The following is a 23,615-nucleotide window of genomic DNA, read 5'->3' as shown; positions in this document are numbered from 1 at the left end:
CTCCCTTCCGCAGTCTGAGGGCGAGGGGGAGTCTCTGCATGAAAGCGTTCGTGTCCGCCGCGCTCGCGGCGTTGGTGCTGGCCTCGGCCGGCGGCGTCCAGGCCAAGAACCGCGACTGCGATGGTTTCGCCGAGGCGGCCGACGGGTCCGACCTGTTGGTCACCTTCACCGTCGACAAGGCGGGGACGGTGGTGTCCCGCGAGGCCAGCTGGAGCCCGCCCTTCAAGGCGATCGACGGCGCGACGCCCACCACTCTGATCGGCGGTTCGCCGGAGCTGTCCGTCCGCTATTCCGCGCCGACGGCCGAGGGACTGGGCGCGCCCTACGGCTTGATGGCCACGTTGCTGAGCATCGGCACCCCGCCTGAGATGCTGAAGGGCGGAAAGGTGGTCTTGACGCTCGGGGAGCAGACCTGGTCGTCCGACATGTTCGTTCGCGGCTCGGAGGTCTTCAACATGCGGGACCGCAACCTGGCGGTCGGCCTGGCGAAGCTGTCGTCCACCCAGCCGCAAGAGCCCGTTCATCCCGACCTGCTCGCACTGCTGGACGCCGCCGTCGGCGTTACGGTCGGGGCGGATATTTCCGACGGCCGGCGCCTGGGGGCCGGGAGCTTTGACTTCTCCGACCACGCGGCGCGCGACGCCCTGTTCCGCCAGGCCTGGGCCGCGGCGGAGAAGGCGGCCGAGACGCCGCGCAAGTGCAAAGCGAGCTGATCTGGGCCGCCCCATGAAAGTCTTGATGACTGGCGCGGCCGTCGCGTTCGCGCTTGCGGCTGGCGGGAACGCTCAGGCTGCGGTCAGGCGCTGTCAGGCGACCAGCCCTGCGCCTGGCGGCTCCACCATGGTCGTCACTGCGGAGATGTACGACGCCGGAAACGCGCAATCGGCTCAGGTCTGGTATCTGCAGAACGACGAGCTGAGCAATCCGGAGATCAATATCGCGGCGTGGCTGCAGGAAGGCGATCCGGGTCGGTTGCGATCTCTCGAGGCCAACCTTCGGATCCCAGCAGCAATTCCGTCGAGGTCGTCGAGGGCTGACCTGGTCTTGGTCCTCGACGACGAACCGGCCTTGCGGTTCCCCTGGGATGGTTTCCCCAGCGCCATCGCCAGCGCGGGCTCACGAAGCTACATTTCGGAACCCGTCGCAAATGATCGCACCAACCCAGAGTTCCTGCGCAAGCTGAGCGCGGCCCGGCGTTTGACCGTGTCGATCGAAGGCGATGGGGGCGACATCTTCGCCCGGCGCGTTTTCGAGCTCCCCGATCCTGTCTCGCGGGCGGCGATCCTCTCGGAAACGCGCGCGAAGGCGATGGCGCAGCTGGGGTCGCCGGGATGCACGCCCGCGCCCACGGAAGGACCTCCGCTCCTCGCCAGCGGTGCGGCGCTGTAGCGCCGGCGACACGGACTCTTCCAGCTAGACCGGCTTATGGTGAGCGGCGAGGTAACGTCGTTCGTCCATGCCGCCCCGTCAGGCTCGTCAGCGCCAAGTCCCGGTCGTCCGCACGGACGGCTTTCACCTGCCGGTGTTCCGGCGGCGGGCGGCGCTGTATGTCGACGGCTTCAACCTCTACCACGCCATCGACGAGCTGAAGCGGCCCTACCTGAAGTGGCTGGACCTGAAGGCCCTGGCCCGTGTGATCGCGCCGCGCTCCGAGGTGGTGCGCAAGGTCACCTGGTGCACCGCCTTCCGCCCGGCCTCGCGCGGCAAGCTGGTGCGTCATCAGCTGTACCTGGCGGCGCTGGAGACCCAGGGCGTGGTCTGCCGCACCGGCCACTTCGTGGTCCACGCCGACGGCTGCAACGCCTGCGGGCACATGTGGCAGGTCGCGACCGAGAAGCAGGGCGACGTGAACCTGGCCCTGTCGGTGCTGGACGACGCGCACGAGAACCGCTTCGACGTCTGCTACCTGATGACCACCGACGGCGATCACGCCGCCACCGCGCGCTGGCTGAAGCAGCGCTTCCCGCAGAAGAAGCTGGTCTCGGTCGCCCCGCCCGGGCGCGGCCACAACCGCCATGTCCTGACCTGGGCCGACGCCCAGGTCAGCCTGACGCCCGAGCACCTGGAGCAGGCGCTGCTGCCGGAGATGCTGAACAGCCGCGAGGGCGTCATTCAGCGCCCGGCCAGCTATCTCCCGCCGGACGTGCCGCGGGTGAAGCGCCATTTGACCCTGGTCAGCTCCCAAAGCTGAAACCCGCGCTGAAACCCGGCGCATGTCGGGGAGTTCTGCCCCCGTGGCCCGCAAGTCCAAGTATCAGACGCTCGCCGATCATCTGGCGGCCTTCGAAGGCGTCGAATGGCGTGCGACCTTCGCCGAGGTCGAGCAGGTCATGGGCGCCGCCCTGCCCAAGGCGGCGCGCGCCCACGAGGACTGGTGGGAGGCGCCCGACACCCGTCAGTCGCAGGCCTGGCTCAAGGCCGACTGGGAGGTGGCGCGCGCCGACGTCGAGGACCGCACCGTCACCTTCCGGCGCCGCCCGGCCGACGCCGCCGCGGAGACGCCCGAGAAGGACGTCGCGCCGTGGATTCCGATCACCGCCTGGGCCGTTCTGGGAGGACTTTTGCTGACCCTCGGGGCGGTCGCGGTACGAAAGCGCAGCCGTGGCCGTCCGCGATGAGGAACCAAGATCTTGTTCGAACGTTCGCGCGATAGCGTGCGTTGTAAATTCGGCGGCGCTCGCCATCTTGGACTTTCGTAAGGAGGAGCGCGCGATGACGATCGACCTCTATGGCGGTGGCCGAGCCGTCGATGATCGCGCGCTGGACCTCGTCCGCCTGGGGGCCTCCCTGCAGGAAGAGGCCAAGACCCTGACGGCCGACGTGAACGTGTCCTACCGCCTGGTCCACGAGGTGCTGAGCGAGGCCATGATCGGGCACCCGGCCCGTCCGGCCGACATCGGCGTCCTGCGTCGCAACCTGCGCGCCAAGCTGCGGGTCATGCGCCCGGACCTGGACGACGACGAGTTCGACTGAGCCGCCCGATACGGTTGAAGGGTAAAGCTTCGACGGCCTAGCGCGGCGGCGCGGATCGGTCCTATGGTTCCGCCGCCTTAGGCCGGAGCCCCCATGCACCTCGCGCGCTTTCCCCGTCGGCGTTACACGCCGCACCCGACCCCGATCGAACACCTGAAGCACCTGAGCCGTGAGCTCGGCGGGCCGGAGATCTGGATCAAGCGCGACGACCTGCTGGGCCTGGCCGCCGGCGGCAACAAGACCCGCAAGCTGGAGTTCCTGGTCGCCGACGCCCTGGCCAAGAGCGCGGACACCCTGGTCACCGTGGGCGCCGTGCAGTCCAACCACTGCCGCCTGACCCTGGCGGCCGCCGTGAAGGAAGGGCTGAAGTGCCGCCTGGTGCTCGAGCAGCGGGTGCCCGGCAGCTACGACCCCAAGGCCTCGGGCAACAACTTCCTGTTCGACCTGCTGGGCGTGGACGGGATCACCGTCGTCGAAGGCGGGAGCGACCTCGCCGCCGCCATGAACGCCGTGGCCGACGACGTCCGCGCGGCGGGCGGCACGCCCTACGTCATCCCGGGCGGCGGTTCGAACGCGCTGGGCGCGCTGGGCTACGTCGCCTGCGCCGAGGAGATCCTGGCCCAGACCTTCGACATGGGCCTGGCGCTCGACCAGGTGGTCTGCGCCAGCGGCAGCGCCGGCACGCACGCGGGCCTGCTGACCGGCCTCGTCGGCGCCTCCAGCGGCCTGCCGCTGACCGGGATTAACGTGCGGCGCACCCGCGAGGAGCAGGAGCCGAACGTGCACAAGCTGGCGACGGAGACCGCCGCCCTGCTCGGCATTTCGGCGCCTGCGCGCGAGGACGTGGTCGCGCTGGGCGACTGGGTCGGCGGCGGCTATTCGATCCCGACGCCCGAGATGATCGAAGCGGTGCGCATGCTGGCCAGCCTGGAGGGCGTGCTGCTGGACCCGGTCTACACCGGCAAGGCGATGGCCGGCCTGATCGGCCTGATCCGGCGCGGTCACTTCAAGAACGGCGAGCGGGTGCTGTTCCTGCACACCGGCGGCGCGCCGGCGCTCTACGCCTACCAGCCGGTGCTGCAGGGCGCGTGAGCGTGAGCGTTCGTAAGACCGTCGGCGTGCTGGGCGGCTTCGGCCCGGCCGCTACGGTCGACTTCTTCGACCGGGTGCTGAAGGCGACGCCGGCCAGCCGGGATCAGGACCACCTGCGCCTGATCATCGACAACAACCCGCTGGCGCCCGACCGCAACGCCGCGATCGCCGGAACCGGCCCCTCGCCGGGGCCGGCCCTGGCGGCCATGGCCCAGGGGCTGGAGCGGGCCGGGGCGGACTTCCTGGTCATGCCCTGCAACACCGCCCACGCCTTCCAGGCCGAGATCGAGGCGGCCACGCGCCTGCCCTTCGTCAGCCTGATCTCCGAGACGGTGAAGGCCACGCGCGCCGAGCGTCCGGACGCGCGTCGTGTCGGCGTGCTGGCCACCTCCGGCTGCCTGACCGCGGGCCTTTACCCGAAGGCCTTCGCCGCCGAGGGCGTGGACACGGTCGTGCCCGAGGGCGAGCTGCTCGAGCGGTTCATGACGCTGATCTACGCGATCAAGGCGGGCGACACCGGCCCGGCCGCGCGCGCGGAGATGGCGGCGATCGGCCAGGCCCTGGTCGACCAGGGCGCGCAGGCGCTGATCGCCGGCTGCACCGAGGTGCCGCTGGTGCTGGGCGCCCATGACGCCGCCGTTCCGCTGATCAGCTCCACCGACGTGCTGGTGGCCCGCACCGTGGCCTACGCGCTGGGCGAGCCGCTGCCGGTACGCTGAAGCGTTCTTCTCCTCCCCTGCAAGCGAAGCGCCGCGGGGGAGGGGGACCGCCCGAAGGGTGGTGGAGGGGGTGAACCGCCTCACGACCGAAGCCCAATTCTCAGAAGACAGCGCCGACGTTGGCCGGTACGCGCGCCGCTCGCCCCCTCCACCATGCTTCGCATGGTCCCCCTCCCCCGCTCCGCAGGGGAGGAGAGGGGATCACGCCTTTTCGACGAAGGTGTCGATGACCTTCTTCTCGCCGGCCTTGTCGAAGGCGACGGTGAGCTTGTTGCCCTCCACCGCGCGGACCGCGCCGTAGCCGAACTTCTGGTGGAAGACGCGGTCGCCGCGCTTGTAGCCGCCGCCGGCGCCGGGCTCGGACACCGCCACCAGCTTGGCCTGGCCTTCGATCACCGGCTTGCGCGCCGACCCGCCGGCGAAGCTCGCGCCGCGCTCCTGGGCGCGTCGCCAGCCGGGCGAGTCGTAGGACGACGAGCCGAACGACGGGGCCTGGTCCCAGCGGCTGGCGGCCTGCTGCATGCCCGGGCCGCCGCCGTAGTAGCCGGTCTCGCTCTTGGCCTCGACGTGGTCGATCGGCAGCTCGTCGACGAAGCGTGACGGCAGCTGGGTGGTCCAGCGGCCGTAGACCTGCCGGTTGGCGACGAAGGAGATGCGCGCCTCTTCCTTGGCGCGGGTGACGCCGACGTAGGCCAGGCGGCGCTCTTCCTCCAGACCCTTCTCGCCCTTCTCGTCGATCGAGCGCTGCGAGGGGAACACGCCTTCCTCCCAGCCGGGCAGGAAGACCAGCGGGAACTCCAGGCCCTTGGCGGCGTGCAGGGTCATGATCTGCACCTGGTCGTCGCCGCGGTCGGCGCGCTCCAGGTCCATGACCAGCGACACGTGCTCCAGGTAGGCGCCCAGCGTGTCGAAGGCCTGCATGGCCTGGACCAGCTCCTTCAGGTTGTCGAGGCGGGTCTGGCCGGTGGCGCGGTCCTGGCGCCACATGTCGGTGTAGCCGCTCTCCTCAAGCACGGTCTCGGTCAGCTCGTAGTGCGGCTTGTGCGCGGCGAAGGCCCGCCAGCGGTCGAGATCGCGGATGAAGTTGCCCAGCGCCGTGCGCGTGCGCGCCGGCAGTTCGTCCGAGCCCAGCAGCTCGCGGCTGGCGCGCATGGCCGACACGCCGGCCAGCCGGGCCATGGACAGGATCTTCTGCACGCTGGCCTCGCCCACGCCGCGCTTGGGCGTGTTGACGATGCGCTCGAACGCCAGGTCGTCGTCCTCGGACTGGATCAGCCGCAGGTAGGCGTGGGCGTCGCGGATTTCCGCCCGCTCGAAGAAGCGCGGGCCGCCGACCACCGTGTAGGGGATCTGCAGCATCAGGAACCGCTCTTCGAAGGCGCGCATCTGGAACGAGGCGCGCACCAGGACGGCGATGTCCTTGTACTTGCGGCCCTTGCGCCGCGCGGTCTCGATCTCGTCGGCGATCAGCCGGCTCTCGGCCTCGCCGTCCCAGACCCCACGCACGGCGACCTTGTCGCCGCCGGTCGCCTCGGTCCACAGGGTCTTGCCCAGGCGGCCCTTGTTGGCCCGGATCAGGCCCGACGCCGCGCCCAGGATGTGCGAGGTCGAGCGGTAGTTGCGCTCCAGGCGCACGACCTCGGCGCCGGGGAAGTCGCGCTCGAAGCGCAGGATGTTGTCCACCTCGGCGCCGCGCCAGCCGTAGATCGACTGGTCGTCGTCGCCCACGCAGCAGACGTTCTTGTGCGCCGAGGCCAGCAGCCGCAGCCACAGGTACTGGGCCACGTTGGTGTCCTGGTACTCGTCGACCAGCACGTAGCGGAACCGCCGATGGAATTCGGCCAGCACGTCCGGGTGCTGGACGAAGATCGTCAGGTTGTGCAGTAGCAGGTCGCCGAAGTCGCAGGCGTTCAGCACCCGCAGCCGGTCCTGGTACAGGGCGTAGAGCTTCTGCGCCTTGCCGTTGGCGAACTCGTTCTCCGTGCCCGGCAGCTTCTCGGGCGTCCAGCCGCGGTTCTTCCAGTGGTCGACCAGGCCGGCGAAGGCGCGCGGGGTGAAGCGCTTGGAGTCGATGTTTTCGGCCTCAAGCAATTGCTTGATCAGCCGCTCCTGGTCGTCGGTGTCCAGGATGGTGAAGTTCGAGCGCAGGCCGACCAGCTCGGCGTGCCGGCGCAGGATCTGCGCGGCGATGGCGTGGAAGGTGCCCAGCCACCGCAGGCCCTCGGCGTCCGGGCCGATGATGTGGGTGATCCGCTCGCGCATCTCGCGCGCGGCCTTGTTGGTGAAGGTGACCGCCAGCAGTTCCCACGGCTTGGCCTTGCCGGTGGCCAGGATGTGGGCCAGCCGCGTGGTCAGCACCCGCGTCTTGCCGGTGCCGGCGCCGGCCAGCACCAGCACGGGGCCCTCGGTGGCGAGCACGGCCTGGCGCTGCTCGGGGTTCAGGCCCTCGAGGTACGGCGGCGGCGGAGGCGCCGCGCGGGCCAGGTCGGAAATGCGGGGGCTGGGATAATCGGTCATCGAGTCGCGAACATTCGGAATTCGCGCGGAACATAAGGTGCACGCGCGCCCGCGTGAACCCGCTGCGACCGCGGGGACGCGGAACCGGCCCTCTCGCCTGCCGTTCCCTTCGCAAGGAGGAACCATGGCGGCTCGTATGCCATCCAACGCGCCGTGGATCGCTTTGCTGGTCGGGGCCCTGTTGGTGGCCCTGGCGCTGATCGGCTGGACCGCCTGGTCCGCCTCGCGGCTGGCCGAGGCCGCGCGCGACGTGAAGATCGACGTCGAGATGCCGAAGCCGAAGATCCCCGACGTGCCGACGCCCAATCCTCAGCCTTCGGCGGCCTCGTCGGCGACGGCTGCGGCGGCGCCCCCGCCGGCCTGAACCCAGGCCAGGGCGCTGACCCGGCAGGCCGAGGCCAGGGGACGCCGCCCGCGGCCGGCGTCCAGCGCCAGGATCAGGCCCGCGAGGCTGAGGCCCCGCGCCTGCGCCATGTCTTCCAGCACGGCCCAGAACTCGGGCTCCAGCGCCAGGGAGGTGGCGTGACCGGCCAGGCTGACGGAGCGCTTCTTGAGGTTGACCATGGACACTTGCCGGAAAGGGGAACGACGTTCACCTTACAGGCGTCCGTGAGATCCGCCATGACCTCAGCCATGACGACCGCCCCCGAACCGACCGTTCTCGATAAGCCCGTCCTCGAGAAGTACGACCGGCGACTGGAGCCGATGCGCGCCGCGCGCGCCTTCCAGAAGCTGATGGCCGACAAGGAAGACACCACCCAGGTCTTCGTGATCATGGAGGCCCTGACCGGCCGCTCGACCACCAAGGGCTACGCCCGCCTGCTGGCCTCGCCGGGCGGCGGCCGCATCGCCTACGCCCAGGAAGAGCTGTCGCAGCGCTTCTCCGACCGCGACTGGCTGAAGCAGTTCGCGCCGGGCACGGTGGGCGCCGCCTACCGCGACTTCATGTGGAGCGAGAACCTCTCGGCCGAGGGCCTGGCCATGGAGAGCCGCAAGGTCGAGGCCCACATCGACGATCCGCACGTTTACGCCTGGTACTCGCGCCGGCTGCGCGACATCCACGACGTCTGGCACGTGCTGACCGGCTACGGGCGCGACGCCCTGGGCGAGGCCTGCGTGGTCAGCTTCTCCTACGGCCAGACCCAGAGCCTGGGCTTCGCCTTCATCGGGCTCGGCGCCGCCCAGGAGATCCATCGCGAGAACGGGTCGGTGCCGGCGAGGCGCGCGGTCCTGGAGGCTTGGCGCAACGGCCGCCGGGCGGCCTGGCTGCCGGCGGTGAACTACGCCGAGCTGTTCGCCGAGCCGCTGGAGGACGCCCGCCGGCGGCTGAACATCCGTACCCCGGCGACCTACGCGTCGGTGACCAAGGACGTCCGCGACGCCCTGAAGCTGAGGGCTGCCTAAAGGAGGAACCGATGATCGCGCGCTTCTGGCACGGCCGGGTCCCGCAGGAGAAGTCGGACCGGTACGCCGAGTACATGCGCGCGGTCGTGCTTCCGGACTATCGCGGCGTGCCGGGTAACCGCGGCGCCTGGTGCATGCGCCGCGACGACGGCGAGATCGTCCATTTCGAGCTGCTCAGCTTCTGGGACGACGTCGAGGCCGTGAAGCTGTTCGCCGGCGAGGACCACGAGATCGCCCGCTACTACGACTTCGACGACCTGTACCTGATCGAGAAGGAGCCGGGCGTACTCCACTACGAGGTGTGCGCCGGCACCGGCGTCTGAGCCTGCGTCAGTTGGCGGCCTGCAGCACGATCTCGACCTCGTTCGGCGCGCCCTGGGTCAGCACCGGGTAGCGGGTAACGGTGGTCAGCTTCAGCTTTCCGTCCGGATCGCGGATCTCCGCCCGCACGGCGTAGCTGCGATCGGGCCGGATCATGCCGGGGTCGCAGGCCAGGGCGAAGGCGTAGGGCGGGTTGGCCGGCCCCAGGGCGCGGGTCTGCTCGGTCAGCACCGTCGCGGGCGCGTCGAGCCGGCTGACGTCCTCCAGCGCCACCTTCAGCATGGACGTCGGCGCCAGGGTCATTCGCTCGCGGTAGGTCACCTGGCCTCGCACCTCGGAGCCGCCGGTCGGGGCGGAGGTCTGGGACGCGGCGGCGGCCGCCGTGGCGGCCTTTCTGCCGCGGATGGCGCGGGCGGTGAGGGCGGTGGCGAGGACACGGCGCGGCATGACGAACTCCCGGATTTGGTGCTCGTGCGAGCAATGTCGCCGCGCCGGAAACGTTCCGCAGTCGCGCTAGTGAGCGGCCTCCATGACGATCTCGACCTCGCTGGGCGCGCCCTGGGTCAGGACCGCATGACGGGTCGTGGTGGTGAACCGCAGCGTCCCGTCTGGCTCGTGGATCTCGGCCCGGACGGCGTAGGTGTGGTTCGGTTCGATCCAGCCCGGCTCGTACTTCAGGCGGAACGGATAGGGCGGGGCGTTCGGGCCGATCACCCGGGTCTGCTCGGCCAGCGTCGTGGCCGGCGCGTCGGCTCGGCTGACGTCCTCCAGCCGCACCGTCAGGGTCGAGGTCGGCGGCAGCAGGATGCGCTCGCGATAGGTCACGGTCCCGGTCACCGCGGACGCGGCGGCCGGCTCGGCCTTTTCCGGCGACGCGCAGGCGGCCAGCAGGCCGAGGGCGCACAGGGCGGAGAGAGCGGAGCGGCGCATGCGGGCCTCCGGAACGGGCTTCGCCGCAGCAATCGCCGCGGCCGATGAAACGTTCCGGCGCAAGATGTGACAGGACGCTTCCGGCGAAGCCGTGTTAGGCGGGGATCGCCTCCGCTCCTCCCGTTCAGGCGTCCGACCTTGACCGATCTCGCCGTATCCCGGCCGTCGCCCGCGACGGTCGCCGTCCTCTCCGTCGCGGCCTGCAGCATCATCTGGGGCACAACCTGGTACGCCATCACGCTGCAGTTGGGCGTGGTGCCGACGGTCGCCTCGATCACCTACCGCTTCGGCCTGGCGGCGCTGATCCTGTTCGCCATCTGCCTGATCACGCGCCGGCCGGCGGGCCTGACCAAGGCCCAGCACGTCGCGGCGTTCGGGCAGGGGCTGTTCACCTTCGCGGTCGACTACGCCTTCGTCTATTTCGCCGAGGAGCGGGTCGCCTCGGCCGTGGTCGCGGTGATCTTCGCCGGCCTGGCCTTCCTGAACCTGGTGCTGTTCCGGGTGTTCGCCGGCCAGAAGGCGCCCAAGGCGGCCTGGGCCGGGGCGGCGCTCGGCATGGCCGGCGTGGGCGTGCTGTCGGCGGCGGAGCTGTTCAAGGCCGAACTGGACCCGCGGGCCATCGCCGGCGTCGGCTGCGCGGTGCTGGCGGTGATCGGCGCCGGCGTCGGCAACCTGTTCGCCTGGCGCGGCCAGAAGGCCGGCGCGCCGGTGCTGCAGGCCACCGCCTGGGCCATGGCCTACGGCACGGGCCTGCTGTTCCTCTACGGCCTGGTCACGGGCGTGCACTGGAGCTTCGACTTCAGCCCGTCCTACGTGCTGTCGCTGCTGCACCTTTCGGTGTTCGGCTCGGTGATCGCCTTCCTGATCTACTTCTCGCTGGCCCGCAGCAGCGGCTACGCCCTCGCGTCCTACGTGTCGGCCCTGACCCCGCCGGTGGCCATGCTGATGTCGGTCATGTTCGAGCACGCCAGCTTCGGTCTGGGCGCGCTGGCCGGCCTCGTCCTGGTGCTGGGCGGCCAGGTGCTGCTGATCAAGGGGAAAGAGGCGTAGCGCTACCTAAGATCTCCCCCAAAGGGGGGAGGTCTTGGGAACGCTCAGGCCGTCGCCTCGTCCTTCATCAGCAGCGCATAGGCGACCCGCTCGCCGTTCTGCGTGGCGTAGCCGCTGACGATGCGCGAGTTCGGGGCGCAGGGGCCGAGGTCGACGTCCTCGTGCGGGAAGATCACGATCCGTTGGGCGCCGACGCAGACGATCACCTGCGCGCCCTGTTCGACCCGCTCGGACAGCCGCTTGATGCCGCCGTAATAGGGCTCGCGCTTCCAGGCCAGCGGCTGGGCCGGGTCGACCACGACGCTGAGCCGGTTGGTCTTCTCTTCGTACTGCATGACGAACTTGGCCCGGTCGGGCCGCCATTCGTCGCCGAAGTCCTTGGACAGCAGCCACTCGCACATGAACGCGCGGCACTCGCCCGGCCGGTCGGCGTAGATGCCGCAACCGGAGCCGCGGCGGTAATGTCCGCACCACGACCCCGGCTCTTTGGCGATCGAAGCGATGCCCAGCAGCTTGCAACACAGGCTGCAGTCGCCGCAGCTCTTGGTCGGCGCCATGGTCCGCCCTCCGTCCGTCCTCGGACGAACCCTAGCGGCGCTTCATGACGGTTCGGCTACGCCTTGGTCCACACCGCCAGCACGTTGCCGGCCGGGTCGGTGAAGTGGAAGCGCCGTCCGCCGGGGAAGCTGAAGATCGGCTTGATCACCGTGCCGCCGGCCGCCTCGACCGCCGCCAGCATGCCCTCCAGGTCGTCGGCGTAGAGCACCACCAGCGGCCCGCTCAGCTCCTTGCCGTCGATGTCGAAACCTCCGTCCACCCCGGCCTGGGCGGCGTCGAAGGCGGCGTAGGCGGGGCCGTAGTCGACGAACTCCCAGCCGAAGGTCTCGCCGTAGAAGGCCTTCATCGCCGCCATGTCCCGGCCGGGCAGTTCCACGTAGTCGATCGTCCGGTCCTTAGACATGTCGGCGCTCCAAAATCAGTTCCCGGTTTGTTCTAGTATGCTCGCGTAACGCAGGTCAACGCGCCGCGTCACGTGATGGTCCACACGCCGGTGCGCTTGACCTCCTGGTCCTCCAGTTCGCGCGTGGTCGGCACCTGGTACTCGGCCAGCTTGGTGAGGCCGTCCTTGGGGAAGTAGCTGCGGCCCGGATCGCCGATCAGCACCTGGGTCCCGCGGGCGTGGGCCTCGTGCAGCCAGGCCAGCACGCGCTCGGTCATCGGCTTCTCGTAGCAGACGTCGCCGGCGCAGATCAGGTCGACGTCGGGGGCGGGGCGGTCCAGCAGGTTCTCGGCCGTGAAGGTCATCTCGACGCCGTTGGCGGCCGCGTTGACCCGCACCGCCGCGGCGCAGAAGTCGTCGATGTCCGCTCCAAGCGCCGAGACCGCGCCGGCCTTCAGCGCCGCGATGGCGACCATCCCCGAGCCGGTGGCGAAGTCCAGCACCCGCTTGCCGGCGACCTGCTCGGGATGGTCCAGCAACCAGCGCGCCAGCGCCTGCCCGCCGGCCCAGGCGAAGGCCCAGAACGGCGGCGGCACGCCCATCTCGCCCAGCTCCTCCTCGGTCAGCCGCCAGATCGGGGTGATCTCGTCGGCGAGGTGCAGCTGCAGCTCCGGCGCGTGCGGCGGCCGCTGCAGCCGGGTGTTGCCGCGAATGAAGGCGAGGCGGTCGTGGATGGTCATCGGGGGCCGGTCTAGCGCTTCGGAGGGCTGCGCCCAAGCTCGCTGGAAGCTTGGCCGTGGCTGGCCAAGGCGAAATGGGCGCGGCATGTTGCCGTGGGCGATGCGGGGGTGGCGGTGCTCGGGAAGTGGATTCGGATCGGAGCGGTGCTGCTCGCGCTGGCCGCGGCCGCCGGCGCCGTGGCCTGGACGCGTGCCTCGCCGGACGCCCGGGCGCGAGCCGTGTTCCTGGTCCGCTCTCCGGCCTCGTCGCTCTGGGCCAGGGTCCGGCCGCCGAGCGCGATGACGCTGTGCGACCTGAGGGGGCGCGAGGCGGCGATGAACGGCCGGGTCATGCGGATCCGGACCGTATACTTCACCGACGGGATCGAGCGCAGCGGGCTGCAGGACGACCGCTGCCTAAAGCCGATCGTGGACCTCTATGACGAGGCGCCCAAAGGGGCAGGGCTCAGTTCGAAAGTCGATACCCACGGCTACTATTCCGCGGGGCCGGGCGGCGAGTTCGAGGTGGAGTTCGTCGGCGCCTTCGAGCATGTCCCGTCGTCGCAACCGACCGGCCGCTTCCACATGACCTCGGTCATCGCCGCGCGTCGTGCGCCGCCCAATCCCGTGGACCAGCAGTTCGCCGAGGCCGCGCGGGCGGCCTTCACGATCGACCTGCCGAAGGGCGCGGAGATGCGGGCCGACGCGGAAAGCGCGCGGTTCATGAAGGGCGTCACGTTCGACATCTCCGGACCCGACTATTTTCTTTTCATTTCCGCCGGGGGTCGCTGCGGTTCGGGGTGGTTCTATGGCGACGGCGGACAGGTCGCGGACGACGGGCCGGGGCGGCGCAAGCTGCTCGTCAAGGACGGGCAGGGGCGGGCGAGGGCGGTCGAGTACAAGCTCGAAACCCCGGGTCGCGGTTGGCCGGGCTGTGTCGAGGTGACGATCCCCGATGCGGACGGGCTCAATTGGGCCATGGCGGAGCGGATCGCCGCTTCGGTTCGCATCAATGAGGCCGTGCCGACGGACCCTCACGCCGCCGTGAAAGCGGCGCTGCGCGCCCAGGGCTTCAAGGAGCCGCTCGACGACGGCGGTGACCGTCTCGACCTGGTGGGGAGCTGGACCGGCGGTGGTCGCGCCTACCAGGTGTTCTACTACGGGCACACGGATCCCGCCCGGTATGGCGGCCCCGAAACCGGCTCGTTGCTGATCCTCGGCGACGGCGCCTATCTCGGGCGCTATCCGGTCGACCTGCGGCCGGAGCGGATGGTCGGGGCGACGGTCTATTTCCCGGTGCAGACCTCGGTCGGAAACCGGATCGTCCTTACGGCGGACGGCCCGCCGCGCACTGTGCGCGTCGACGGCCGGAACGTTTCGCTGGCGCGCTAGGGGGCTGGGGGATGGGGCCTTCGATCCGACAGGGACTGGTGACCCTGGCCGCCGTCGCTGGGGCGCTCTTCGCCGTGGCGGCCGCCGCGATCGTCGCCGACGGGCTGACCGACGACGTCCGGCGCAGCGACGTGGCGGTGGTGCTCGGGGCCAAGGTCTATCCCAGCGGCCGTCCGGCCCCGAACCTGGCCGCGCGCCTGGACAAGGCCGTCGAGCTGCATCGCGGCGGCTTCGTGCGGGCGGTGATCGTCAGCGGCGGCTTCGGCAAGGAAGGGCACGACGAGGCGACCGTGATGCGGCGCTACCTGATCGCCCACGGCGTGCCGGCGGACGCGATCCTGGTCGACCACGCCGGGGTGAACACCATGGCCACCGCGCGCAACGCCGCGACGATCATGCGCGCGCACGGCTTCCGCAGCGCCGTCATCGTCACCGAGTACTTCCACGTCTCGCGCACGCGCCTGGCGTTCGAGAAGCAGGGGCTGGCCGGCGCTTCGACGGCGCACGCCGACTGGTTCGACGTGCGCAACCTCTACTCGGTGCCGCGCGAGGTGGTGGGCTACGCGGCTTACCTGGTCAGATAGTCACGCCGGCCTGGCCGACGCCGTCTTCAGCACCGCCAGATAGCCCGGCGCGGTCTCCATGCGCGGCCACACGCCCTTGGCGCCCAGCAGCCGGTGGGCCTCAGGCAGGCTCCAGCAGGGCAGGTACATGAACATGTGGTGCTCGCAGTGGAAGTTGACCCAGTAGGGCGCGATCAGGGCGCGCTCCACCAGGTTGGCCCGGGTGGTGCGGGCGTGGCGCAGCGGGTCGTCCAGGGCCGGCGTGCAGGCGTGCTCGGCGATGTTGCGCAGGCGCGTGACCATCGGAAACCACGTCGCCATCGGCAGCAGCCACAGCACGAACCACGCCCACCACAGGCCTGAGAGGCCGAAGCCCAGCAGCATCAGCCCGTTGACCAGGAAGAACGGCGCGACCGAACGGACCGTCACGTTGGCGCCCTCCGGCGCGTCCGGCTGGCGGCGGCGGAAGAAGGGCGCGACGCGCTGCTTGAAGTAGGTCTGGCCGGTCAGGTCGCGCACGATCTTGCGGCGCAGCGAGGCGCGCGTGACCGGGAAGGGCGCCGACAGCGGCAGGTCCGGATCCTCGGCCTGCTGGGCGTACTTGTGGTGGCTCAGGTGGTAGGGCCGGTAGCTCGCCAGGCTGGCCCCGATCGGCACGGCGCACAGCCAGTGGCCGACGAAGTCGTTCACGCGCGCGTTCGGGTGCAGGCCGCCGTGCGCCGCCTCGTGCATCAGGATGGCCAGGCCCAGCTGGCGGGTCCCGACGATCATCACCGACAGCGGGATCAGCACCGGCCAGACCACGGCCGCGGCGATCGCCAGCCCGATCACGCCCCAGGCGTGGGCGACCAGGGCCAGGCCTTTCCATGACGAGCGCCGGGTCAGCGGCCCCCATTCTTCAGGCGTGAAGAAGTCCTTGGGCTGGACGCGGGCGGCGGCGGGCATGGGCGGCTCCTGAACGGCGATAATCCGCCGTGCCCGCGCGGCTCGCAACCGGATGCTGCAGGCGCGGCTACCCATTCCGGGCTCGTTACTGGAGGCGGTCGCTCTTCTTGGTGGCGGAGATCGGGCCGAACGACGGTTGCTTCAAACGCGGCAAGCCGTCCGGCGTAGCGAACACCAGCACCTTGACGAGACGTCCGGCTGTCAAACCGCCGTCCGTCAATTGCGGCGGAGCTCGGAAAGACGGGAGCAGGGCGCGCAGCGCGGCCGAGCGCTCGTGGGAAGCCCGGAGAACTTCCGCCGGGACGCCCGGCGGGTCGGCGCTTGCGACCGCGCATTCCCCGAGCGCCAGGGTGGGTTCGATCACGCATTCGAAGGTCGCCGACCAGTGGCCGATCTGGCCATAGAGGCCCTTCACGGCTTCAGGCGTGGGGATGCTTTCCCATTTGAACGGCGCCCAAGCGCCCGAGGTCTGCTGGATCTGGGCCTGCCAGGCGTCCTCGCGTTCCTGAGCCGACGCGGGCGCGCACATGCAGGCGAAGAGCGCTGCCGCGCATACGGCTCCTGAACGGTTTCTACGGGTCTGCATCTTCATCGGTCCCCCCCGATAGGGGGGCGATCACCGCACGGCGGGCGGCGCCGCGCAAGCCTCAGCCGACGATCCGCTCCACCAGGGCCGGCACCTGGTCGATGCGCTCCAGCTGGATGTAGCGCGGGCTGTCCAGCGGCGGCTCGGCGCGCTCCAGTTCCCAGGTGGTGTGGTAGGGGATGTAGGCCCCCCAGGCCCCGACCTCGACGGCCGGCAGGATGTCGGACTTCACCGAATTTCCGACCATCATCGCCTTCTCGGCCCCGTCGCCGTGGCGGGCGAACAGGCGGGCGTAGGTGGAGGCGTCCTTCTCGCTGACGATCTCGACGGCGGCGAACAACTCGCCCAGGCCCGACTGGGCCACCTTCTGCTCCTGGTGGAACAGGTCGCCCTTGGTGATCAGCACCAGCCGCCAGCGGTCGGCCAGGCTCTCCAGCGTCTCGCGCACGCCGGGCAGGGTCTCGACCGGGTGGGCCAGCATGTCGCGTCCGGCGCGCAGGATGGCCTGGATCACCGAGGCCGGCGCGCGGCCCTCGGTCAGCTCCATGGCGGTCTCGATCATCGACAGGGTGAAGCCCTTCACCCCGTAGCCATAGACCTTGAGATTGCGCTTCTCCGTCTCCAGCAGGCGCGCGGCCAGCGTGTTCGGATCGGCCCACTCCGACAGCAGCTCGGTGAACCGCTCCTCGGTCAGGCGGAACAGGCTCTCGTTGTGCCAGAGGGTGTCGTCGGCGTCGAAGCCGATGGTGGTCAGCGTCATGGGCGCGCTTTAGCCCGCCGCAGCGCGGCCGGGAAGCGCGTCAGCCCGTCTCGGCGGTCCGCAGCACCGGCGCGCCGGCGAACTCGTCGGCGTAGGCCGGCGCCAGGTAGGGCGCGAACACCTCGTAGGGAACGGTGACCTCGTAGGCGCCTTCCGCATAGGGCCCGATCGCGTAGGGCGGGAACAGGAAGATCAGGCCGCCGGCCTTGCCGGCCTGGTTGGAGGGGGCGAGCACGAAGGTCGACTCGCGCCACTTCGGGCAGGTCCACATCTCGCCGCCCAGCGGCATGGCGCCGGGACGCTCGGTCTTGGCGCGCGTGACGGCGGCGCACAGGGCCGCGTCCAGGCGGGCGAAGTCGGCGTCCTTGCGCAACAGGGCGGCCGGCGCGACGCCGCGCTTCATCGCCTTGTCCCAGATCAGCGCCCCGTAGGCGGAGTTGGAGTGGGCGCCGCCGGCGTATTCGTATTCCTTCTTCTCCAGGCTGAGCAGCTTGGAGGTCTCGGCCGAGGTCGACCAGGCGAGGCCGCGCGCGTAGGGCGGGCCGCTCACGCCCTCCTCGGCCATTTCGCTGCGCTCGGCCGCCGCGCCCTCGGCGAAGGCCTTCAGGTCCTTCACGCCCGCCGCGTAGAGCTGGGCGTGCAGGTCGGGCTGGGCCTTCAGCGAGGCGGGCAGGGTCAGTTCGACCTGGGCGTCGGGCGAGGTGGTCTTGTAGCTGAACGGCGCGGCCGCTTCGGCCGGGGTCACCACCGCAGAGGCCACGCCGGGCTGGGCCGGAGTGGGCGTCTCCGCCTTGTCTTCCTTGCGCTTGCACCCGCCGACGGTCAGGACCAGGCCGACCGCGGCCAGGGCGGCCACGCGGGAAAACCGGACGAAGCTCATGCGCGCGCTCCTCATCCCTTGAAGGCCCCCGCCGCCAAGGCCGCGAACAATAGCAGGCCCGCGCCCCGATTCGACTTGAAAAGCTTCAGCGCCAGGGCCGGATCGTCGAGCTTCAGACGGCGCACCTGGTTGGACAGGTGCATGGCGAACAGGGCGAAGGGGGGGAAGAACAGCGGGCCCAGCTTGGCCGGCAGCCAGACGCTCACGGCCAGCAGGGACGCCAGCATGTAGAAGGCCAGGATGCCCTGCGGAGCCGCGCGGCCCAGCCGCCGCGCGGTCGACTTCACGCCGACCAGGGCGTCGTCCTCGATGTCCTGCAGGGCGTAGATGGTGTCGTAGCCGAGCGTCCAGAAGATGCCCGAGGCGTACAGCAGCAGGGCCGGCAGGGTGAGCTCGCCGGTCATGGCCGCATAGCCCATCAGCGCGCCCCAGTTGAAGGTCAGGCCCAGCCACGCCTGCGGCCACCAGGTGATCCGCTTCATGAACGGATAGCCGGCGACCAGCAGCAGTGAGCCGACGCCCAGCGCGATGGTGAAGGGGTTCAGCGCCAGCAGGATGAGCAGGCTGAGCAGGCAGCAGGCGGCCACGAAGGCCCAGGCCTGCTTGACGCTGATGCGGCCCGACGGGATCGGCCGGTCGGCCGTGCGGGCGACCTTGGCGTCGAAGTCGCGGTCGACGATGTCGTTGTAGGCGCAGCCGGCCGCGCGCATCAGCGCCGCGCCGACCGCGAAGGCCAGCATCAGCGGAAGCCAGGTGCGCCAGTCCATGATCCGGCCGTGCTCGGCCGCGGCCAGGGCGACGCCCTGCCAGCCCGGCAGCATCAGCAGCCAGATGCCGATCGGCCGGTCGAACCGGCCGAGCTTGAGCCAGGGCTTCAGGCGCTCAGGCGCGTGGCGGTCGACCCAGTTGGCCGGGCGCGCGTCGGGCAGGACGGTGTCGGTCATCACGCGCGCTGACTAGCACGGCCTGAGCGGGCGCGGGAGGCGGGCGCGAGGGTCAGAGGTCGCCCTTGGAGACCTTGTCGGCGAAGCGGTCGAAGGCCGTCTGGGCGGTGGACCAGACCCCGGCGCCGACGACGTCGGTGAGGGTGTGGTCGTACCACTTGTAGGCAACCGGCGTGCTGGTGCCGTCGGCGTGGACCAGTCGGCCTTTGATCTCGGCGCCGCCGATGCTGATGCTGGCCATCGACAGGCCGGGCTTGTCCTTCAGCTGCTCCAGGGTCGGCCGGTTGGGGACGGCGTCGACCAGCACCAGTTCCAGCCGGTCCGCGCCGGTGTCCGCGGCGCCCGAGAGCCGCCCCTTGCGGGCCAGGGCCTTCTCGACGTCGGCTTCCAGGTCGGCGGCCAGGCCTTCGATCTCCTTGGCCCCGTATTCGTCGGCCTTCTCGCGCAGCTCGGGGCTGACCGAGACGGTGACGTCGGCCACGGCCGCGCGGTCCGACTGGGCGAAGGCGGGGGCGGCGGAGAAGATCAGGGCGGCGGCGAGAGCGAACTTGCGCACGGGGAGGCTCATGGGGGCGGCTCCGGTGAAGCTAGACCATGAGAGTTAGGTGTCGCGCGCGACTTCGCCAGAGGGGGCGCGTCAAAAATCGCCAAGCCTTTAGTGCGTCGAGGTAACCGCTCAGTACTCGCCGCGCGCCACGCGGTCCGCGAACTTGTCGAAGGCGTAGCCGGCGTCGGTCCAGGTGCCCGCACCGTAAGAGAAGCGGATGTCGGTCTGGTACCACTTGTAGGCGATCGGAGTGGTCTTGCCGTCGGCGCCGATCAGCCGGCCTTCGATCGCCGCGCCGCCGGTCCCGACCCCGCGCCGGGTGAGCCAGGGGGTGGCGGTCAGTTGCTGGGCGGTCGGCAGGTTCGGGACGGCGTCTACCAGCACCAGCTCCATCCGCCCGCCGCCGTGGTCGGTCAGGCGCCCGCCGCGGCGGAGCGCGTTTTCCACGTCGGTCTCCAGTTCGGCGGCGAGCTGCTTGACGTCGGCGACGCCGTATTCCCCCTCGGCCTTGGCCTGCAGCTTGGGGCCGATCGAGACGGTGACCTCCGAGACCGGCGGGGCGGCGGCCAGGGCGGGGCCGGCGAGAAGGGTGAGGGCGGCGGCGAACACGACGCTGCGCATGGAAGCCTCCGAAAGCGCTCACCCTGAGATGAGGGCGATCGGTTCCGCGCCTAGGGTCTGTCCCTGAAAAGTGATCAGCCGGGCAGGCGGACCAGGGCGCGCAGGCCGCCCATGTTGCTGCGGTCCAGGGTGACGTCGCCGCCGTGGCTCCGGGCCACGTCGCGCGCGATGGCCAGCCCCAGGCCCACGCCCTTGACGTTCTGGTTGCGCGCCTCGTCCAGCCGCGAGAACGGCTTGAACGCCTCTTCGTAGTTCTCGGGCTCGATGCCCGGGCCGTCGTCGTCGACGGCGAACTCCACGCCGCCGGAGGGCAGGGTGCGGGCCGCGACGCGGATCTTCTCGCCGTGGGCGGCGGCGTTCATCACCAGGTTGGACAAGGCGCGCCGGACCGCGTTGGGGCGCAGCGTGGCCTCCAGGCCGGGATCGGCCTCGACTTCGACGCTCGCGCCGACCCGGCGGGCGCCTTCGGCCACCTCGTCGATCAGGTCGCGCACCGCCACGGTCTCGAGCATCTCGCCGCCCTCGCCGCGGGCGAAGGCGAGGTACTCGTCGATCATGTGCTCCATCTCGCCCAGGTCGCGCTTCATGTCGTTCACCCGTCGCGACGGCTCGGCCAGGGCGAGTTCGAGCTTCAGGCGGGTGAGCGGGGTGCGCAGGTCGTGGCTGACCGAGGCGAGCAGGGCCGTGCGCTGTTCGAAATGGCGCTGGATGCGCTCGCGCATGTCCAGGAAGGCGTGGGCGGCCTGGCGCACCTCCTTGGCCCCGTGCGGCTTGAAGTCGGGGACCTCCGCTCCGCGGCCGAAGGCGTCGGCGGCCGAGGCCAGCCGTTCGATGGCGCGCACCTGGTTGCGGATGAACAGGATGGCGACGGTGGTCAGAAGCACGGTCGCCCCGCCCAGCCACAGCAGGAAGATGTGGCCGCGGGTGGCCACCGCCCGCTCACGCGGGGCGATGATCCGCATCACGCCGTGCGGGACCTGCACGCGGATGTCGACATAGGCCGGATAGCGCCGGCCTGAGGCGTCGAACCAGAACGGATCGTCCAGCCGGGAATCCAGCGCCTGGGACAGCGAGCGGTCCAGCGCCCCGAACAGGGAGCCCCGGCGCCGACCGCCGCCGGGCAGGCTACGGCCCTCCTGCAGCACGATCGACAGCTGCATGGAGCGCTCGGCCCGGTCGGCGATCTCGCGCAGGTTCTCTGGCCTCGGGTCTTCCTTGTAGCTCTCCACCGCCCAGGCGATGTCGCCCGCCAGGCCTTCCGACAGGCGCGCGGTCACCGTCTGCCAGTGGGCGTCGAAGAACACCCAGGTGACCGCCACCTGCATCAGGGCGACGGGCAGGACGATGATCAGCAGCGCCCGCCCCCACAGGGAGGAGGGCAGGCGCCGCTTCAGAAAGCGCGGCCAGAGGCGGGCGGGTAGCAGGCGCATCAGTCGGGGGCGAGCATGTAGCCCACGCCGCGCACCGTTTGCAGGTAGCGGGGGTTGCGCGGATCGGTCTCGATCTTGCGGCGCAGGCGGGTGACCTGGACGTCGACGGCGCGGCCGGCGGCGTCGGCGCTGTCGCGGGCCAGGTCGATCCGGTCGACCGCCGCGTGGGCGTTGACGGCCAGCAGCTTCAGCAGCTGCGCCTCGGCCTCGGTCAGGCGCACCAGCGTGCCCTCGCAGGTCAGTTCCGCCCGCTCCAGGTCGAAGTCGTAGGACCCCAGCTTGACGCTCTTGGGACCGGTCGGCTTGGGACCGGCGCGGCGCAGGATGGCCTCGATGCGCAGCAGCAGTTCCTGCGGCTCGAACGGCTTGCCCAGATAGTCGTCGGCGCCCAGGCGCAGGCCCTCGATGCGGTCCTGCGGGAGGCCGCGCGCGGTCAGCAGCAGCACCGGCGCGGCGCCGCGGCTGCGCACCCAGGCGGTCAGGGAGAAGCCGTCCTCGCCCGGCATCATCACGTCCAGCACGATGAGGTCGAAGTCGAGCAACTCCATGAGACGACGCGCCGCACCGGCGTGGGCGGCGGTGGTGACCCGGAAGCCGGAGCGGGTGAGGAACTCCTTGAGGAGATCACGGATGCGGTCGTCGTCGTCGACCACCAACAGGTGTCTTTGACCCGATTCCGACCCGATCACGTTTCGCCTCCGAGGACAGCCGCGCGGTTGACGCGTCCGGGAAAGAGGCGTCTAAACTCCGGCCGAATTAGGGAGAAAACGTTCAATGTCGTTCGTTCCTTTCGACGATCGTGACGGCTGGATCTGGATGAACGGCGAATTCGTGCCCTGGCGCGAAGCGAACACCCACGTTCTGACCCACGCGCTGCACTACGGCTCCTCGGTGTTCGAGGGCGAGCGCATGTACAACGGCGAGATCTTCAAGCTGCGGGAGCATACCGAGCGTCTGTTCCGGTCCGCGGAGATGCTGGACTTCCAGATTCCTTATAGCGTGGCCGAGATCGATCAGGCCTGCAAGGACACCTGCGCCCGCGCCGGCCTGACCGACTGCTACATCCGCCCGGTCGCCTTCCGCGGCGCCGAGCAGATCGGCGTCTCGGCCCCGAACTCGAAGATCCATGTAGCGATCGCCGCGTGGGAGTGGCCGAGCTATTTCGACGCAGCCACCAAGATGAAGGGCATCCGCCTGGCCTGGGCGAAGTTCCGCCGCCCGGACCCGCTGACCGCCCCCAGCGCCGCCAAGGCCGCCGGCCTCTACATGATCTGCACCATCTCCAAGATGGCCGCCGAGCGTGAGGGCTACGCCGACGCGATGATGCTGGACTGGCGCGGCTACGTGGCCGAGGCCACCGGCGCCAACGTGTTCTTCATCAAGGACGGCGTGGTCCACACCCCGCCGGTCGACGCCATCCTGGACGGCATCACCCGCCAGACGGTGATCGAGCTGGCCAAGGCCCGCGGCGTGGAAGTGGTGGTCCGCCACATCCGCCCCGAGGAGCTGGCCGACTTCACCGAGTGCTTCGTCACCGGCACCGCCGCCGAGGTCACTCCGGTCGCCGAGATCGGCGAGTACCGCTTCAGCCCGGGCGCCCTCTCCAAGGCGCTGATGGACGACTACAGCCGCCTGGTGCGGCGCGAGGCCCAGTCGGTCGCCGCTTAAAGAACCGATCCCTCGTGAGTGCGAAAAGCCCCGCTTCGTAAGAAGCGGGGCTTTTTGTTTTCAGGTCTTGGGGTTCAGGCGACGGCGCGATCGGCGCTCTCGTCCTCGGCGGGCCCGGACAGGACCTCGGAGAGGGCGCCCAGCAGGCGGGCCGGATCCAGCGGCTTGGACACGAAGTAGGTCATGCCCGCGGCCATGCAGGCGGCCACGTCGTCGTCGCCGGTGTCGGCGGTCACCGCGATCACCGGGGTGTGCTGGTTCGGGCCGGCGGCGGCGCGAAGGCGGCGCGTGGTTTCGCGGCCGTCCATCTCCGGCATGCGCACGTCCATGAAGATGACGTCGAAGGCTTCGGCCCCGGCCATCTCCAGGGCCATGCGGCCGTGCGAGGCGGTGGCGATGTCGGCGCCCAGCGGCTGCAGCACCAGCTGCACGGCGCGGCGGTTGATCTCGTGGTCGTCGACGACCAGCACGCGCAGCGGACGCTCGTCGTCCTCGGACGTTTCGACCGCTTCCGCGACGGCGGCGGGCGCGGCCTCGGCCGCGGCTTCGAGCGCAGCGGGGGCCGGAGCGGCGACCGGCGCCGGCGCGAGCGGGCGCATGACGAAGGGCTCGGC

At 70.4% G+C, this 23,615-nt stretch carries 31 protein-coding genes; 14 read left to right on the top strand and 17 right to left on the bottom strand.

Annotated elements, in window-relative coordinates; translation table 11 throughout:
- Positions 1-38 precede the first annotated feature (38 nt).
- The 7 genes from G3573_RS05095 (at position 39) to G3573_RS05065 (ending at position 4,784) form a co-directional block, all read left to right on the top strand.
- A complete protein-coding gene (locus tag G3573_RS05095; RefSeq protein WP_163259774.1) occupies positions 39-713 on the top strand; it encodes a hypothetical protein in 675 nt (224 codons plus the stop codon).
- A 13-nt stretch (positions 714-726) separates the two neighbouring features.
- The gene (locus tag G3573_RS05090; RefSeq protein ID WP_163259773.1) at positions 727-1,389 is read left to right on the top strand and encodes a hypothetical protein; all 663 of its coding nucleotides are present in this window, start codon (positions 727-729) and stop codon (positions 1,387-1,389) included.
- 67 nt (positions 1,390-1,456) lie between these two features.
- Positions 1,457-2,191: an NYN domain-containing protein gene (locus tag G3573_RS05085; protein WP_163259772.1), complete on the top strand. Its 735-nt coding sequence runs from the start codon at positions 1,457-1,459 to the stop codon at positions 2,189-2,191.
- A gap of 43 nt (positions 2,192-2,234) precedes the next feature.
- Positions 2,235-2,618, top strand: coding sequence for a hypothetical protein (locus tag G3573_RS05080; RefSeq protein ID WP_163259771.1), 384 nt, complete (start codon positions 2,235-2,237; stop codon positions 2,616-2,618).
- A 94-nt stretch (positions 2,619-2,712) separates the two neighbouring features.
- The gene (locus tag G3573_RS05075) at positions 2,713-2,973 is read left to right on the top strand and encodes a hypothetical protein (protein ID WP_163259770.1); all 261 of its coding nucleotides are present in this window, start codon (positions 2,713-2,715) and stop codon (positions 2,971-2,973) included.
- Between the two features lie 93 nt (positions 2,974-3,066).
- Positions 3,067-4,065 carry a D-cysteine desulfhydrase gene (locus G3573_RS05070; RefSeq protein ID WP_163259769.1) on the top strand — a complete coding sequence of 333 codons (999 nt, stop codon included), beginning with the start codon at positions 3,067-3,069 and terminating at the stop codon, positions 4,063-4,065.
- A gap of 2 nt (positions 4,066-4,067) precedes the next feature.
- The gene (locus G3573_RS05065; RefSeq protein WP_163259768.1) at positions 4,068-4,784 is read left to right on the top strand and encodes an amino acid racemase; all 717 of its coding nucleotides are present in this window, start codon (positions 4,068-4,070) and stop codon (positions 4,782-4,784) included.
- Positions 4,785-4,985: 201 nt separating this feature from the next.
- Here G3573_RS05065 and G3573_RS05060 read toward each other — a convergent pair whose 3' ends face one another.
- Positions 4,986-7,301: a UvrD-helicase domain-containing protein gene (locus tag G3573_RS05060; protein ID WP_163259767.1), complete on the bottom strand. Its 2,316-nt coding sequence runs from the start codon at positions 7,299-7,301 to the stop codon at positions 4,986-4,988.
- A gap of 124 nt (positions 7,302-7,425) precedes the next feature.
- On the opposite strand from G3573_RS05060, the gene G3573_RS05055 reads away from it, so the two are divergent.
- Positions 7,426-7,665: a hypothetical protein gene (locus G3573_RS05055; protein ID WP_163259766.1), complete on the top strand. Its 240-nt coding sequence runs from the start codon at positions 7,426-7,428 to the stop codon at positions 7,663-7,665.
- Here the strand turns inward: G3573_RS05055 and G3573_RS05050 are convergent.
- Positions 7,611-7,865, bottom strand: coding sequence for a ribbon-helix-helix domain-containing protein (locus tag G3573_RS05050; RefSeq protein WP_163259765.1), 255 nt, complete (start codon positions 7,863-7,865; stop codon positions 7,611-7,613). The genes G3573_RS05055 and G3573_RS05050 overlap by 55 nt on opposite strands.
- A gap of 57 nt (positions 7,866-7,922) precedes the next feature.
- On the opposite strand from G3573_RS05050, the gene G3573_RS05045 reads away from it, so the two are divergent.
- Both G3573_RS05045 and G3573_RS05040 read left to right on the top strand, forming a co-directional pair.
- The gene (locus tag G3573_RS05045) at positions 7,923-8,705 is read left to right on the top strand and encodes a ubiquinone biosynthesis protein COQ4 (protein WP_240454522.1); all 783 of its coding nucleotides are present in this window, start codon (positions 7,923-7,925) and stop codon (positions 8,703-8,705) included.
- An 11-nt stretch (positions 8,706-8,716) separates the two neighbouring features.
- On the top strand, positions 8,717-9,028 hold the full coding sequence (locus G3573_RS05040) for an antibiotic biosynthesis monooxygenase (RefSeq protein ID WP_163259764.1): 312 nt from the start codon (positions 8,717-8,719) through the stop codon (positions 9,026-9,028).
- A gap of 7 nt (positions 9,029-9,035) precedes the next feature.
- Here G3573_RS05040 and G3573_RS05035 read toward each other — a convergent pair whose 3' ends face one another.
- Both G3573_RS05035 and G3573_RS05030 read right to left on the bottom strand, forming a co-directional pair.
- Positions 9,036-9,473, bottom strand: a complete 438-nt coding sequence (locus G3573_RS05035; RefSeq protein ID WP_163259763.1) for a YbaY family lipoprotein — start codon at positions 9,471-9,473, stop codon at positions 9,036-9,038.
- A 66-nt stretch (positions 9,474-9,539) separates the two neighbouring features.
- Entirely contained in the window at positions 9,540-9,956 is a 417-nt protein-coding gene (locus G3573_RS05030; protein ID WP_163259762.1) for a YbaY family lipoprotein, read from the bottom strand.
- 138 nt (positions 9,957-10,094) lie between these two features.
- On the opposite strand from G3573_RS05030, the gene G3573_RS05025 reads away from it, so the two are divergent.
- Entirely contained in the window at positions 10,095-11,006 is a 912-nt protein-coding gene (locus tag G3573_RS05025) for an EamA family transporter (protein ID WP_163259761.1), read from the top strand.
- Between the two features lie 44 nt (positions 11,007-11,050).
- Here the strand turns inward: G3573_RS05025 and G3573_RS05020 are convergent, their stop codons facing one another.
- From G3573_RS05020 to G3573_RS05010, 3 genes are all read right to left on the bottom strand, one after another.
- The gene (locus G3573_RS05020; RefSeq protein ID WP_163259760.1) at positions 11,051-11,563 is read right to left on the bottom strand and encodes a YkgJ family cysteine cluster protein; all 513 of its coding nucleotides are present in this window, start codon (positions 11,561-11,563) and stop codon (positions 11,051-11,053) included.
- 56 nt (positions 11,564-11,619) lie between these two features.
- Positions 11,620-11,967 (bottom strand): VOC family protein, encoded by a 348-nt coding sequence (locus G3573_RS05015; RefSeq protein WP_163259759.1) that lies wholly within the window; start codon positions 11,965-11,967, stop codon positions 11,620-11,622.
- A gap of 68 nt (positions 11,968-12,035) precedes the next feature.
- Positions 12,036-12,686: a methyltransferase gene (locus G3573_RS05010; protein ID WP_163259758.1), complete on the bottom strand. Its 651-nt coding sequence runs from the start codon at positions 12,684-12,686 to the stop codon at positions 12,036-12,038.
- A 144-nt stretch (positions 12,687-12,830) separates the two neighbouring features.
- Here G3573_RS05010 and G3573_RS05005 point away from each other — a divergent pair, with 144 nt between their 5' ends.
- Positions 12,831-14,057: a hypothetical protein gene (locus G3573_RS05005; RefSeq protein ID WP_163259757.1), complete on the top strand. Its 1,227-nt coding sequence runs from the start codon at positions 12,831-12,833 to the stop codon at positions 14,055-14,057.
- 11 nt (positions 14,058-14,068) lie between these two features.
- Positions 14,069-14,641: a YdcF family protein gene (locus tag G3573_RS05000; protein ID WP_163259756.1), complete on the top strand. Its 573-nt coding sequence runs from the start codon at positions 14,069-14,071 to the stop codon at positions 14,639-14,641.
- Here the strand turns inward: G3573_RS05000 and G3573_RS04995 are convergent, their stop codons facing one another.
- From G3573_RS04995 to G3573_RS04955, 9 genes are all read right to left on the bottom strand, one after another.
- Positions 14,642-15,565, bottom strand: a complete 924-nt coding sequence (locus tag G3573_RS04995; protein WP_163259755.1) for a fatty acid desaturase family protein — start codon at positions 15,563-15,565, stop codon at positions 14,642-14,644.
- A gap of 85 nt (positions 15,566-15,650) precedes the next feature.
- Positions 15,651-16,157, bottom strand: coding sequence for a hypothetical protein (locus G3573_RS04990; protein WP_163259754.1), 507 nt, complete (start codon positions 16,155-16,157; stop codon positions 15,651-15,653).
- Between the two features lie 55 nt (positions 16,158-16,212).
- On the bottom strand, positions 16,213-16,911 hold the full coding sequence (locus G3573_RS04985; RefSeq protein ID WP_163259753.1) for an HAD family hydrolase: 699 nt from the start codon (positions 16,909-16,911) through the stop codon (positions 16,213-16,215).
- A gap of 40 nt (positions 16,912-16,951) precedes the next feature.
- Positions 16,952-17,791, bottom strand: coding sequence for a DUF3298 and DUF4163 domain-containing protein (locus G3573_RS04980; RefSeq protein WP_163259752.1), 840 nt, complete (start codon positions 17,789-17,791; stop codon positions 16,952-16,954).
- A gap of 11 nt (positions 17,792-17,802) precedes the next feature.
- Positions 17,803-18,735: a 4-hydroxybenzoate octaprenyltransferase gene (ubiA, locus tag G3573_RS04975; RefSeq protein WP_163259751.1), complete on the bottom strand. Its 933-nt coding sequence runs from the start codon at positions 18,733-18,735 to the stop codon at positions 17,803-17,805.
- A 52-nt stretch (positions 18,736-18,787) separates the two neighbouring features.
- On the bottom strand, positions 18,788-19,303 hold the full coding sequence (locus G3573_RS04970; protein ID WP_163259750.1) for a hypothetical protein: 516 nt from the start codon (positions 19,301-19,303) through the stop codon (positions 18,788-18,790).
- Positions 19,304-19,411: 108 nt separating this feature from the next.
- Complete coding sequence (locus G3573_RS04965) at positions 19,412-19,903, bottom strand: DUF3313 domain-containing protein (protein ID WP_163259749.1); 492 nt, start codon at positions 19,901-19,903, stop codon at positions 19,412-19,414.
- 74 nt (positions 19,904-19,977) lie between these two features.
- Positions 19,978-21,333: an ATP-binding protein gene (locus G3573_RS04960; RefSeq protein ID WP_163259748.1), complete on the bottom strand. Its 1,356-nt coding sequence runs from the start codon at positions 21,331-21,333 to the stop codon at positions 19,978-19,980.
- Positions 21,333-22,022, bottom strand: coding sequence for a response regulator (locus G3573_RS04955; protein ID WP_163259747.1), 690 nt, complete (start codon positions 22,020-22,022; stop codon positions 21,333-21,335). Before G3573_RS04955 ends, G3573_RS04960 begins: the two co-directional genes overlap by 1 nt.
- An 85-nt stretch (positions 22,023-22,107) precedes the next feature.
- On the opposite strand from G3573_RS04955, the gene G3573_RS04950 reads away from it, so the two are divergent.
- Positions 22,108-23,001, top strand: coding sequence for a branched-chain amino acid aminotransferase (locus tag G3573_RS04950; protein ID WP_163259746.1), 894 nt, complete (start codon positions 22,108-22,110; stop codon positions 22,999-23,001).
- A 74-nt stretch (positions 23,002-23,075) separates the two neighbouring features.
- Here the strand turns inward: G3573_RS04950 and G3573_RS04945 are convergent.
- On the bottom strand, positions 23,076-23,615 hold a 540-nt coding region (locus tag G3573_RS04945; RefSeq protein WP_163259745.1), incomplete at its 5' end, for a response regulator.

This window comes from Caulobacter sp. 17J65-9 (genome assembly GCF_010975005.1).
In the GTDB taxonomy this organism is placed as follows: Bacteria; Pseudomonadota; Alphaproteobacteria; order Caulobacterales; family Caulobacteraceae; genus 17J80-11.
Note: the sequence above shows the minus strand (reverse complement) of the source record. Positions and strands in the feature narration are given on the sequence as shown.